This is a genomic window from Methylobacterium sp. AC433, assembly GCF_979253015.1.
Genome location: NZ_CEEDBN010000001.1, coordinates 518,577 through 532,525 on the forward strand (window position 1 = coordinate 518,577; position 13,949 = coordinate 532,525).

A 13,949-nucleotide genomic window follows, 5' to 3' on the forward strand; every position below is an offset into this window, starting at 1 on the left:
CTGTTTAAAAGGGCAAAGGACCACTCAAAAGGCGTAGGGGCGCAGTCGTAAGCAGGAATTGAAACGAGGAGGCGCGTCCTATCAGTCTGACCCCCGCCGGCCATGTGCCGTTGTCCGGGTCTCAAGACTGAGGTGGCGATCTTGTTGACTTCAAACGCCACGCAGGCCGCGACCGCAGCGGCGAAGGGAAGCATCGTCGCGCTCTTCGACGAGCGCGCCCGGGCATGCGCCGACGTCGTGGCCCTGCGGGCGACGGGCCAGGATTGGACCTATTCCCAATTGGACGGCCGGTCGGATCGGCTCGCCCGCAGACTCATGGCCCTCGGCATCGCACCGGGCGATCGTGTCGCGCTCCTCGTCGAGCGTTCGCCCGCTGCAGTCTGTGCGTTGCTCGCGGTGCTGAAGGCGGGTGCGGCCTACGTGCCGCTCGATCTCGATTATCCCTGCGCGCAACTCGCCGCGATGATCGCGGATTGCCGGCCGGCGGCACTCATCGTGGATTCGGGCGCGCCCGTTCCCGATGGCCTGTCCTGGACGGAGCCGACCGTCCCGATGGATGCGACCGGGGGCGTGCAGGGGGAGATTTCGGAAGGCGTCCCCCTTCCGATGCGCGGCCCCGGCGATCTCGCCTACGTCATGTACACATCCGGTTCCACCGGCCGCCCCAAGGGCGTGATGGTCCCGGACCGCGCAGTGATCCGCCTGGTCGACCAGCCCGATTATGCCAGCTTCGGCGCCGACGACGTCTACCTTCAACTCGCCCCGCTGGCCTTCGATGCCGCGACCCTGGAGATCTGGGCGCCGCTCCTGAACGGTGGCCAACTCGCCTTTCCCGATCGGCGCCGGCCTTCGCTCCGGGAGATCGGCGCCATGGTCCGTACCTTCGAGGTGACGACCCTATGGCTCACCGCGGGCCTCTTCCACCTGATGGTGGACGAAGCGCTCGACGACCTGGCGGGTCTGCGTCAGCTGCTGGCCGGAGGGGACGTGCTCTCCCCGGCCCATGTCCGTAAGGCGCTCGATGCCCTGCCGCACTGCCGCCTGATCAACGGCTATGGCCCGACCGAGAACACGACCTTCACCTGCTGCTTCACGATTCCTCGGGATCAGCCCGCAGGGGCGATCCCCATCGGCCACCCCATTCGCGGAACGCACGTCTACATCCTTGACGACGCGTTGAATCCGGTCGCGGCGGGCGAGGCCGGCCAGCTCTGCGCCGGCGGCGAGGGAGTCGCGATCGGCTACCTCGACCGGGCCGACCTGACCGACGAGCGCTTTCGGCCGGACATCCATTCCCCGGTTCCGGGCGGCCGGCTCTACCTGACGGGGGACCTCGTCCGTCGCCGGCCCGACGGCGCGATCGAATTCCTCGGGCGCCTCGACACGCAGGTGAAGATCGATGGAAAGCGCGTCGAGCTCGGGGAGATCGAGTCGGTCCTCCGCGGGGTTCCCGGCGTGCGCGACGCGGCCGTGGTAGCCGCCCAGACGGACGCGTATGGCAAGCGCCTGCACGCCTTCGTGGTGAGCACCGGCCCTTCGCCGCTCGACCTCGGCTCCCTGCGCGCGGCACTTGCCGCGAGCCTGCCGGCCCATATGCGGCCCGCCACGCTCGAAGCCCTGCCGCACCTGCCGCTGAACGCGAACGGAAAGGTGGATCGCTCCGCCCTGGCGGCCCTGGCGGCCGCGTCGTCGCGAGGCCCGGAGCGGCCGCGGGCCTTCGCCGCGCCGCGGACGGAGACGGAACGGCGCATCGCGTCCGTCTGGCGGAATGTCCTCGCGATCGACGAGGTCGGCATCGAGGACAACTTCTTCGAACTCGGCGGCTCGTCGCTCAAGCTCCTGGCGGTGCACCAGCGCCTGACGGAGCAGGGGACCGCTGCGGTTTCGGTCATCGACCTGTTCGCCCGGCCGACCATCCGCGCCCTTGCCGAACTCATCGACGGTGCTGCGGACCGAACTGCGGTGAGCGCGAGCGTCAGTGCCCGCGGACTGCGACAGGCCGGAGCGCTGAAGCGCCTCGGCACCTTGGGGAGGCATGCGCGATGACCACCGTACCCGACCCCTGTGCCGGCTCGGACGAGCCGCCGATCGAGGGGATCGCCATCGTCGGCATGGCGGGCCGCTTCCCTGGGGCGGCGAACCCGGCCGAGCTGTGGCGCCGCTTGTGCGCCGGCGACTCGATGGTCGCGCCCCTCGCCGCGGAAGCGCTCGAGGACACCTTCACGGACGAGGAGCGCGCACAGCCCGAATACGTGGCGGTGCGACCGATCCTCGAGAATGTCGAGCTCTTCGACGCCGCCCTGTTCGGCATGCGCCCCCGCGAGGCGGCGCTGACCGACCCGCAGCACCGGGTCTTCCTCGAGGTCGCCTGGGAGGCGTTCGAGGATGCGGGCTATCCACCGTTGGCACCCGGTCGTCCGGTCGGCGTCTACGCCGGATGCAGCCTCAACACCTACCTGCTGCACCACGTCCTGGGAGAGGCCGGCGCCGCCGAGCGCTTCACCTCCGAGTTCCAGGTCGGCAACTACGAGGCGCTGACCGGCGCCATCGCCGACGCCCTCGCCACCCGCGTCTCCTACAAGCTCGACCTGCGCGGTCCCAGCATGTCGATCGCGACGGCCTGTTCGACCTCGCTCACCGCCGTCGCCCAGGCCGTCCAGGCGCTTCTCCTGCATCAGTGCGACATGGCGCTGGCCGGCGGCGTGTCGATCAGCCTGCCGCAGCGGCGCGGCTACATCAGCCAGGAGGGCGGCATCGTCTCGACCGACGGCGTCTGCCGGCCGTTCGACGCGGATGCCAACGGCACCGTCTTCGGCGCGGGGGCGGCCGCCGTGCTCCTGAAGCGGGTCGAGGACGCCGTGGCGGACGGCGATCATATCTACGCCGTCATCCGCGGCGCGAGCGTCAACAACGATGGTGCGTCCAAGGTCGGGTTCGCCGCCCCGAGCGTCGATACGCAGGCCGAGGTCATCGCGACGGCGCACGCGATCGCGGGCATCGCCCCGGAGACGATCGGCTACGTCGAGTGCCACGGCACCGCGACGCCCCTCGGCGATCCCATCGAGGTCGCGGCGCTCGCGAAAGCGTTCGGGCCGATCGCGGTCGCGGAGCGCTGCCTCATCGGCTCGGTGAAGGGCAATGTCGGCCATCTCGACGCCGCCGCCGGCGTGACGGGCCTGATCAAGGCCGCCCTCGCCGTCGAGAGCGGAACGATCCCGGCGACGGCGAACTTCCGCGCGCCCAACCCCCTCCTGGACCTCGAAGCGACGCCCTTCGCCGTCGCTTCGCGTCTCGCTCCATGGCCGGCGCGCCTCGGTCCGCGCCGGGCCGGCGTCTCGGCCCTCGGCGTGGGCGGCACCAACGTTCACGTCGTGCTGGAAGAGGCGCCCCGCATCGCGCTCGCCGCGCCGATCCGGCCCGCCGCATCGGTGATCCCCCTCTCGGCACGCACGAGCGCGGCCCTGGACGCGGCCGTGCTGAGCCTCGCGGATCACCTCGAGGCGACGCCCACCCTCGACGTCGCCGACGTCGCCCACACGTTGCAGGTGGGCCGTACGGCGTTCGAGCATCGTGCCGCCCTCGCGTGCCGGGACCTGCCTGGCGCGATCGCGGGCCTGCGGGGAAGACTGGCGCGCCGCGAGGTCGGCGGACCGGCCTCCGTGGTGTTCATGTTCCCCGGCCAGGGCAGCCAGCACATCGGTATGGGAAGGGATCTCTATCGGGGCGAGGGGGTCTACCGCGACGCGATCGATCGCGGCCTCGATCTCCTCGATCCCGCCAGCCGAGCCGACGTCGGGGCTTTCCTGGACGGCGACAGGCCCGACGAGGCCACGGGCGGCCCCGCGCCCACCGGCGTCGCGCAGCCGGCGATCTTCCTCACCCAGCACGCCTTGGCGGCCCTCTGGATGAGCTGGGGGATCCGGCCCGCCGCGATGGTCGGGCACAGCGTCGGCGAACTCACGGCGGCGTGCCTCGCGGGCGTGCTCACCTTCGAGGATGCCCTCGCCTTCGTCGTCGAGCGCGGGCGCCTCATGCAGTCCGAGCCCGGCGGCGCCATGCTGGCCGTGCGCTCGCCCGAGGCGGAGCTGCGGGCACGCCTGCCGGCGGCCCTCGACATCGCAGCCATCAACGCACCGAACCTCTGCGTCGCCGCGGGGTCTTTCGATGCGGTGGCGGAGCTCGAGAGCAGCCTCCTCGCCGCGGAGGTCAGCGTGCGACGGCTGCATACGTCGCACGCGTTCCATTCGCGGATGATGGATCCCGTAGTCGACGGGCTGGCCAAGCTCGCGGAACGGATCACCCTGAACGCTCCGAACCGGCCCTACGCGTCGAGCGTCAGCGGTGGCTGGATCACCCCCGAGCAGGCGACGAGCGCGCATTACTGGGCGCGCCATTGTCGCGAAACCGTCCGTTTCGCCGACGCCCTCCGGACGGTCGCGCAGGACGGATCGGTCCTCCTGGAGGTCGGGCCGGGCCGCACGCTCTCCACTTTCGCCCATGCCGGCCTGCCGCGCGGCACGGCCCGCGCGGTGATCAATTCGATGCCGGATCCGGCTCAGGTGGCGGACGGCCAGATCGTGGCGGCCGAGGCGCTCGCCGAACTCTGGACCGCCGGCGTCACACCCGACTGGGAGGCCGTCGGGCGTCCCGGGTGCAGGCGCCTGTCTCTTCCGACCTATCGGTTCGACCGCCGGCGGCACTGGATCGACGCGCCGGCGCGCATCGCGCCACCCGCGGCGGTCCCCATCGAACAGACCGGCGGCCCGCGGCCGAACGATCCTTTCATCAGGCCTTCGACAAACAACGAAGAGGCGCAGACGACAATGGGGCAGACGTCGGATCACGGTTCCGTGGCGGCACGGACAGAGCTCGCGTCGGAGCTCATCGCGATGGTGGAAGAACTCTCGGGCGTCTCGATCGACGCCGACCACCTCGACAGCACCTTCCTCGAACACGGGCTCGATTCCCTGTTCCTGGCGCAGTTCGTGACCCGGCTCCGCAAGCAGTACGGCGTGAAGCTGACGTTCCGGCAGCTGTCGAGCGACCTGCCGTCGATGGCCGCGCTCGCCGATCACATCGCGGCAATCCGCGTCAAGGCGCCCGCTGCGCCCGAGATCGCCGTCGCCGCCGAGCCGTTGGTCGCGGTGCCGATGCCTGCCCCCGTCCCGAGCCCCATCGCGGTTCCCGCGCTGCTCGGACCGGCCGCTGCGAGCCCGGCCGACGGCGCCCTGCACAGCCTCCTGCATGCACAGCTCCAGACGCTGCAGTCCCTCCTGAGCCAGCAGTGCGGTCTGCTCGGCACGGCCACGGCCGCAGCGCCGGCGGTCGTCACCCGTCCCGCCCCCGCGATGCCCGCAGCCGCAGCGGCGAATGCGGGAGCCGCGCCGATCGCGAAGCCGGCGGCCCCCTCCGCTGCCGCGGCGGTTCCGTCATCGGCCGATGAGGCCCCCGCACGTATCCGGCTCTACCGGCCCGGCGCGAATGCGGTCGGAGCGATCACGCCGCGCCAGCGGACCTTCATCGACGACCTCGTTGCGCGCTACAACGCGCGGACGCCCCTCTCCAAGGCGCGGGCTCAGGCCTATCGGTCCGTGCTGGCCGACCCGCGCAGCGCCGCGGGCTTCCGCCAGGAGTGGAAGGACATCGTCTATCCGGTGGTCTGCGAGCGCTCGAAGGGCTCGCATATCTGGGACATCGACGGAAACGACTACGTCGACCTGGTGAACGGCTTCGGCCAGACGGCCTTCGGCCACTCGCCGGACTTCGTCACAGAGGCGTTGGTCGCGCAGCTCGAGCGCGGCTTCGCCATCGGCCCGCAGAGCCCCCTCGCCGGGGAGACGGCGGCCCTGTTCGCCGAGATCACCGGCAACGAGCGCGTGACGTTCTGCAACACCGGCTCCGAGGCGGTCATGGCCGCCATGCGGGTCGCCCGCACGGTGACGGGCCGGGACAAGGTCGTGATCTTCACGGGCGACTATCATGGGCAGTTCGACGAGGTCCTCGTGAAGGCTTCCGGGCGTGCCGGCGCGGTCGCGTCGGTCCCGGTCGCCCCCGGCATCCCGTCGGAGGCCGTCAGCAACATGGTCGTGCTGCCCTACCTCGCCCCCGAGAGCCTCGCCTGGATCCGGAGCAACGCCGAGGACATCGCCGCCGTCATCGTCGAGCCGGTGCAGAGCCGGCACCCTGGCGTGGAGCCGGAGCCGTTCCTGCGCGAGTTGCGGGCGATCACCGAACAGAGCGGCACGGCCTTCGTCTTCGACGAGGTGATCACGGGCTTCCGGGTCCATCCCGGCGGCATGCAGGCGCTCCTCGGCATCCGCGCCGATCTGGCGACCTACGGCAAGGTGGTGGGCGGCGGCATGCCGGTCGGCATCCTCGCGGGCACCGCGCAGTTCATGGACGCGCTCGACGGAGGGCAGTGGAGCTACGGCGACGCCTCCTTCCCCGAGGTGGCCCCGACCTTCTTCGCGGGCACCTTCGTGCGGCACCCCCTGGTCCTGGCCGCGGTGCACGCCGTCCTGCTGCACATCAAGGAGCACGGGCCCGCTCTCCAGGAGACCCTGTCGGAGCGCACCCGCCTCCATGTGGAACGCCTCAACGCCGACTTCGCGCGTCGCGGCCTCGCGACGACCATCGAGCGCTGCAGCAGCTGGTACTACCTGGACATGGCGCGCGAGGACCGCCTCGCGACCCTGATCTTCCCCTATCTGCGCCTCCACGGCGTCCACATCCTCGAAGGGTTCCCCTGCTTCATCACCACGGCGCATTCCGATGCGGATCTGGCGCATATCGAACGGGCCTTCACCCGCGCGCTCGACGATCTGCAGGATGCCGGCCTCCTCCTGCCGTCGATGCCCGTGATGTCCGCGGCCGAGGAGAGAGCGCCGGACGCGGATGCGGGCCTTCCGGCCGAGGTTCCGCTGACCGAGGCGCAGCGCGAAGTCTGGCTCGCTGCCCAGCTCGGCGACGGCGCCTCCTGCGCGTTCAACGAATCGGTGTCGCTCCACCTGTCCGGTGCGCTCGACACAGCCGCCCTCGAGGCCGCCCTCGACGGTCTCGTCGCCCGTCACGATGCGTTGCGGGCGCGGATCGGACGCGGCGGCGCGACGATGCAGGTCGTCCGGACCTTGTCGCTGGCGCTGCCTCGCATCGATCTGACCTCCGCCCCGGATTCGGAGGCGGCCATGGCGGAACTCCTCGACGAGGACGCCCGCACGCCCTTCGACATGGAGGCCGGACCGCTCGTGCGGGCACGGCTCATCGCCCTCGGCGCCGATCGCCACGTGCTCGTGCTCACGGCGCACCACATCATCTGCGACGGATGGTCGATCAACATCCTCACCGGCGATCTCGGCGCCCTCTACACCGCGCACCGTCTGGGCCGGAGCGCTGACCTGCCCGCGCCCCTCCCGTTCCGCCGATACGCCCTCGACCTCTCCGGCCGCGATACCGGCGAGGTTCCGGAGTTCTGGCGCAAGGAGTTCGAGGTCCTGCCACAGCCCGTCGACCTCCCGGTCGACCGCGCGCCGGTCCATCCGCGATCCTTCCGTGGCGCGACCCTCACGACCTGGATCGACGGCGACCTGACCCGCGCCGTCAAGACGGCCGCCGCACGCGAGGGGTGCACGCTGTTCGTGGCGCTGTTTGCCGCGTCTCAGGTCCTGTTCGGCCGGCTCGCCGGAGCGCAGGACGTCGTGATGGCGATCCCGAGCGCGGCCCAGAACGGGCTCGACGACGCGATCCTCGTGGGCCATTGCGTCAACTTCCTGCCCCTGCGGGCTGCGTTCGCGCCGGGCGAGCCCTTCGCCGACCACCTCAAGCGGGTGAAGCACAAGGTTCTCAGTGCGTTCGAGCAGCCCGACACGACGCTGGGCACGCTGGTGCGGCGCCTCGAGATTCCGCGCGACCTCAACCGGCTCCCGCTCACCAGCATCCAGTTCAACCTCGAACGGCTCAACGACAAGCTCGCCTTCGAGGGACTGGAGGCGTCCTTCACCTCGAACCCGAAGGCCTTCGTCAACTTCGATCTCTTCCTCAACATCGCCGAGACGAACGATGGCTTGAAGATCGACTGCGACTACAGCACGGATCTCTTCGACGAGGCGACCATCGCCCGCTGGATCGGACACCTGCGGTCCCTCCTGTCGAGCGTGGCGGAGGATCCCGCCCGGCGCGTCGAGGCCCTTCCGCTGCTGTCCACGGACGAGCGCCGCTGGCTCGTGGAGGATCTCAACCGGGCCCCGTCCGTCGCCCGGGACGAGGCGACGCTGGACGAACTCGTCACCCTCCAGGCGGAGCGGACGCCGGACGCCGTCGCCGTGGCCTGCGGGGACGCGCGCTGGACCTATCGGCAACTCGCCGATCGGGCCGACCGGATCGCCCGCGCCGTCGGAGCCCTGGCTGGCGCCGAGCCGACGCGGATCGGCCTCGCCGTCGAGCGCTCCCCCGAGATGGTCGCGGCGATGCTCGGCATCATGAAGGCGGGCCATGCCTACGTGCCGCTCGATCCGACCCAGCCGGTCGCGCGGTCGCGCCAGGTCCTGGCGGCCGCCGAGGCCGCTCTGCTCCTCTGCGACCGATCCTCGACGGCCGCGATCGCGGAGGGGGGGCTGCCCGTCCTTCAACTCGACCAGCCGCTGCCCGATGCGCCGCCCGTCGCGGCCGCCAATCCCGGCCGGGCGGGCCGTGCCGCCTACGTCATCTTCACCTCGGGCTCGACGGGCACGCCCAAGGGCGTGGAAGTCGGTCACCGCTCGGTCGTCAACCTGCTCCGGTCGATGGCGGTCGAGCCCGGGTTCACCACCGCCGACTCCCTCCTCGCCGTCACCACGACGACCTTCGACATCTCGGTCCTCGAACTGTTCCTGCCCCTGATCCTCGGCGGCCGCACGGTCATCGCGGACCGGGACGAGGTCCGCGGCGGCTTCGGCCTCGTCGACCGGATCCGGACCTCGGGCGCGACGGTCCTGCAGGCCACGCCCTCGCTCTGGCGCGTCCTCCTGGAAGCCGGCTTCCAGCCCGGGCCAGACCTGAAGATGCTTTGCGGCGGCGAACCGCTGCCGCAGGATCTCGCCGACCTCCTCCTGGCGAACGGGGGCGAGCTCTGGAACCTCTACGGGCCGACCGAGACCACGATCTGGTCGAGCGCGGGCCGGGTCGGGCCGGGCCGGGTCACCATCGGCGGGCCGGTGGCAGGTACCCAGCTCTACGTCCTCGACCGCGACGACGCGCTGGCGCCGATCGGTGTCGCGGGTGAGCTCTACATCGGTGGCGTCGGCCTCGCGCACGGCTACTTCAACCGTCCCGACCTGACGGCGGCCGCCTTCCGCGAGATCGACGTTCCCGGCCGCGGCCTGGAGCGCCTCTACCGGACCGGCGACCTCGCGAGCCGGGCCGCGGACGGTACGGTCCGCCTGCTCGGGCGTGCCGACCAGCAGATCAAGCTGCGGGGCTTCCGCATCGATCTGGAGGAGATCGAGCTCGTGCTGCGAGCCTATCCGGGCGTCGCGGCCAGCGCGGTCGCTCTGCTCAAGCGCGGCGACAGCACGAGCCTCGTCGGCTACTTCACGGACGCGAGCGGAACCGTCACCGCGGCCGCCCTGGCCGCCCATGTGGCCGCCAAGCTTCCGGACTACATGGTGCCGACGCTCTGGCAGCGCCTCGACGCCATGCCGATGACCGCCAACGGCAAGCTCGACCGCAAGCGGCTTCCCGAGCCCGAGGCCGGGGCCAGGCGGGACGCACGCCCGGTGGTCCCGCCGCGCAATCCCCGCGAGGCTCAGATCGCGGCGATCTGGCGGGACGTGCTGAAGGTCGACGACATCGGCGTCGACGACAACATCTTCGCGCTCGGCGCGGACTCGCTGCACATCTTCCGGATCGCCGCGCGCCTGATGGACGAGAAGATCGATCTCGAAGCTAAGCACGTCTTCGAGAACCCGACGGTCGCGGCGCTCGCCAGTGCCGCCGACGCGTCGGAGACCCGGGCGTCCAGCACGGTACTGCCGTCGCTCATGTCCTTCCGACGCGGATCCACCCTGAATGGGGTTGCCCGATGACCACGCTGCCCAACGAGATCGCGACCGGCGCCCACCCGGTCCCCGAGCCGCTGATCTTTCCCTGCTCGTCGTCGCAGCGGCGCTGCTGGTTCATCGACGCCCTCCATCCGGGCTCGACGATCCTCAACATCGCCCTGCGCTGGGAGCTGGAGGGGGAGTTCAGTCCCCCGGTCATCGAGCGGGCGCTGCAGTTCCTGATCAATCGGCATGAGATCCTGCGCACGCGCTTCTACGTGCGGGACGGCGAGCCGGTCCAGGAGGTCCTGCCTCAGCTTCGCTTCAAGCTCTCGCAGGTCGACCTCACCATGGTGCCCGAGGCGGCCCGGGCGGACGAGGCCGTCGCCCTGGCCAAGCGCGAGGCGAAGGCACCCTTCCAGCTCGATCGTCCGCCGCTCATCCGGGTGACGCTGATCAGGACGGGTTCGAACCGGGTCTCCCTGCTGGTCACGGTCCACCAGATCGCCTTCGACGGGATCTCGATCGGCCTCCTGGCCCATGAATTCGGACTCGTCACGGCGGCTCTGCAGGCCGGGTCGGTTCCGACACTGCCCGAACTGCCGATGCAGTACGGCGACTACGCGTCGTGGCAGAAAGCGATGTTCAGCAGCCGCGGCTTCGAGGACGAGGCCGCCTATTGGCGCCGCCAGCTGGCCGGCGCGCCCTATTTCGAGGTCGCCCCGGACCTTCCGCGGCCGGCGGTGCCGTCCTCGAACGGCCACATCATCGCGCAGATGCTTCCGCAGGAATTCAGCGACGCCCTGGACGCCTTCGCGAAGACGGAGCGCGTGACGCTGTTCGGCCTCTGCTACGCCGCCGCGATGGCCGGGCTCCATCGCGTCACCGGCGAGACCGATCTCGTCATCGGGACGCAGCTCGCATCGCGTCACCATCCCGACCTCGAGAAGATCGTCGGCGTCTTCCTCAACAACCTCGTCCTGCGCGTCGCCGCCTCGGGCGACCTCAGCCTGCGGGACTTCCTCCAGCGCGCCAACCGGACCGTGCAGGATGCGCTGATCCACCAGCAGATGCCCTTCGACCACCTCGTCGAACTTCTGAATCCGCCGCGAGACCCCTCCCGGACACCGCTCATCTCGATCAACTTCGCGGTCCTCCACGAAGTGATCCGGGAGGAGACCTACGGAGGGTTCGATCTTCGGGCGCAGCCGTCGCTCTCGCCGGGCTCGCTCTACGAGCTGAACTTCTTCCTCGTGCACTGGCCGAGCGGCTGGCGCCTCGCCCTCGAATTCAACACGGACCTCTTCGAACTCGAGACGGCCGAGCATCTCCTGGCCGGCTGGCGGGCCGCCCTGGACGGATTCCTGCTGGACGCCGACCGGCCGCTCTCGGCCCTGCCGATCGCCCTCCGCACGGCGGCGAATTCCGAGGAATGCACGGCCGTCGAGGAAGTGCTGCTGCTCGACCCGCTCGTCGCGGAAGCCGCCGTCGTGGCGCATTCACGCCCGGACGGCACACCGGCACCCTACGCCTACGTCGTGCCCGCCGCCGATGTCCGCCAGCCCCTCGAAACGTTGCCCGCGACGCTCATGGGGCACCTCGCGCGGGACGCGCGGCTGCAGACGCAGCCCGCCGGCATCAGCGTGCTCCTCGCGTTGCCGCGGACCGCCGGGGGCGCCATCGACCGGCCGGCGCTCCCGCATCCGCCCGCCGCCGTCACCGGGCCTCCGGCGAAGGCCGGCCCCCCGTCCGAGATCGAAGCGGCCATCCGGACGATCTGGCAGGATGTGCTCGACGTCACCGCGATCGACCCCGACTCGAACTTCTTCGATCTCGGTGGACACTCGCTCCTGGCGGTGCGGATGTGCGTTCAGGTCGGCCGGAGACTGGGACGACAGGTGGACGTCGTGTCCCTCTTCCGCTCGCCGACGCTGGCGGCCTTCGTTCGCCACGTCGAATCCCTCAGGGAGGATGCGACGGACGGACAGATCGTCGTGGTGCAGCCCGACGGCGACGGCACGCCCATCATCGCCATCAATCACCTGCTCTCCTATTACGACCTGTCGCGCGCCGTCGGTTCGGGCCACCCCTTCTACAGCGTGCAGACCCTCGACGCGCACGTGACGCCGGCCGCGGATGGGCGCAGCTTCGAGGAGATCGCCGAGGACTATGTTCGCCTCATCCGCAAAATCCGGCCGCAGGGACCCTACATCCTGTTCGGGCTCTGCGTTCATGGTCTCATCGGGTACGAGGTCGCGCAGCAGCTGCGGGCGGCCGGAGACGAGGTCGAGATCCTCGCCTTCGTCAACGGCTGGCACCCGAACTATTTTCAGCGCTTGAGTTTGTTGAACAAATTCAAAATCCGTCTCAAGCACGTCAAAGAAAGCCTCGCGCTCGTATTCTCCGGAAAGAAGACCTTCGCCGAGTTTCTCAGCAATTATTCGCTCGCGCATAAGGTCGGGATACTCAAGGCTGCCGTCGCTTTGAAGCTGATCGATCGCGTGCCGCCACGCACCGGGTCGGAGACCGCGGACGGCTGGCTCCTCTACCTGATGAACGCGCGAAATCTCTATCGGCCCAAGCCTTATCCGGGACGCGTGGTCCAGTTCCTCGGGATGGACGCGCCGCGCGGGCGGGGGTTCGACCCGATCCTGGGCTGGACCGGCACGCTGACCGGCTCGGTTCTGGTCCAGGATGTCGAGGGTGGATTCCAAGGCACCTTCGCGGACGAGACGCTGGACATCCTGATCAGACGGTTGCACCTCGGACTTTCGGAGATCTCCGGCACGGAGCGTGCGGTTCGATGACGATCGGCGGCAGCGAGCGCCGATGGCCGGCGCTCGCTGCCGTGGCGGTGTGTTTCCTGGCAGCCTGCATCGCCATGGGTTTCATCGCGACGGAGCACGTCCGCGCTCTGGTCTTCCTCGCGGCTCAGCGGCCGACCCCCACCGGTGAACATCCCGTGGGGGCGGCGGCCTTCAGTCCCGTCGGTGGCGCACGGGTCGAACTTTGGTATCCGGCCGAGGAAGGCTGCCTCGGCCTCGTCGCGCGCGCCGTCGTGCTGTTGCGAACGGTCCTGCGGCCGACCCGGGCCGTGGCATGCGAGGCGCCGTCAGCGCCCGGATCGCATCCGCTGATCCTCCTGCTGCCCTCTTGGTTCGCCGAGCGCGACGTCAATACGTTCATGGCGGCCAACCTCGCGAGCCACGGCTTCGTGGTGGCGGCCGTCGACGATTTCGTCCACGGGCCGCCTCTGTCGGGAGGAGATCGGATCGCGCAACTCGGATCGCTCGACATGACTTCCGAGGAGGCCTTCGCCTCCTCCCGCGCGGTGTCCCGACGGCGGGCCGTCCTCGGTGCACGCGCCGCGACGGCGACGATCGACGCGGTCATCGCCCATCCCACCCTCGGACCCCGCATCGACGCCACCCGCGTCGGGGTGCTCGGCTACTCGTTCGGTGGCAGCATCGCCGCGGCGATGTCGCGGGAGACCGGCCGTCTCCGGGCGGTGATCAACCTGGACGGGGACGTCGTCGCGACCGAGGCGTGGCCTCCGACGGTTCCCTATCTCTTCCTCACGAGTGATCTTCCCTACCCGAGCGCGGCCGACCTCGCCTCGGACGATCGGGCCTTTCGCTTAGAGAGCATCACCACGCGCGACACGTACGACCTGCACGAACGTCCCGACTTTCCGCGCAACGGCCTGGCACGCAGCGTGAAGGAGGCGGTCCACGCCGATTTCTCGGATCGCCTGGTCATACCGCCGTTTCGGGACTTCCTGCACCCGCGACCGATCGATCGGGTGCGAATGTGGCACGACATCAATGGCCTGATCGTCTCGTTCCTGTCCGCCCATCTCGGCACCATGGACGGCACCGTCGGTCCGCCCGACGCCTCGTCCGGGCGCTTCGGGACCTTGCCGTCACCCTGAATCTC

Annotated in this window: 4 protein-coding genes; all 4 read left to right on the top strand. The window is 70.1% G+C overall.

Going from position 1 to position 13,949, the window contains the following annotated elements:
• The first annotated feature begins 141 nt into the window (after positions 1–141).
• The 4 genes from AC0IWM_RS02540 to AC0IWM_RS02555 are packed head-to-tail and all read left to right on the top strand — an operon-like array spanning position 142 to position 13,944.
• Positions 142–2,046 (top strand): amino acid adenylation domain-containing protein, encoded by a 1,905-nt coding sequence (locus AC0IWM_RS02540; protein WP_471752918.1) that lies wholly within the window; start codon positions 142–144, stop codon positions 2,044–2,046.
• Complete coding sequence (locus AC0IWM_RS02545; RefSeq protein ID WP_471752919.1) at positions 2,043–10,058, top strand: amino acid adenylation domain-containing protein; 8,016 nt, start codon at positions 2,043–2,045, stop codon at positions 10,056–10,058. Before AC0IWM_RS02540 ends, AC0IWM_RS02545 begins: the two co-directional genes overlap by 4 nt.
• The gene (locus AC0IWM_RS02550) at positions 10,055–12,820 is read left to right on the top strand and encodes a condensation domain-containing protein (protein ID WP_471752920.1); all 2,766 of its coding nucleotides are present in this window, start codon (positions 10,055–10,057) and stop codon (positions 12,818–12,820) included. The genes AC0IWM_RS02545 and AC0IWM_RS02550 overlap by 4 nt, the downstream gene beginning before the upstream one ends.
• Positions 12,817–13,944, top strand: coding sequence for a dienelactone hydrolase family protein (locus AC0IWM_RS02555; protein WP_471752921.1), 1,128 nt, complete (start codon positions 12,817–12,819; stop codon positions 13,942–13,944). Before AC0IWM_RS02550 ends, AC0IWM_RS02555 begins: the two co-directional genes overlap by 4 nt.
• The last annotated feature ends 5 nt before the right edge of the window (positions 13,945–13,949 follow it).

Bases quoted from the DNA above. Each gene is read 5' to 3' on its own strand.
- AC0IWM_RS02545 (WP_471752919.1), top strand. From the start codon at position 2,043: ATGACCACCGTACCCGACCCCTGTGCCGGCTCGGACGAGCCGCCGATC.
- AC0IWM_RS02550 (WP_471752920.1), top strand. From the start codon at position 10,055: ATGACCACGCTGCCCAACGAGATCGCGACCGGCGCCCACCCGGTCCCC.
- AC0IWM_RS02555 (WP_471752921.1), top strand. From the start codon at position 12,817: ATGACGATCGGCGGCAGCGAGCGCCGATGGCCGGCGCTCGCTGCCGTG.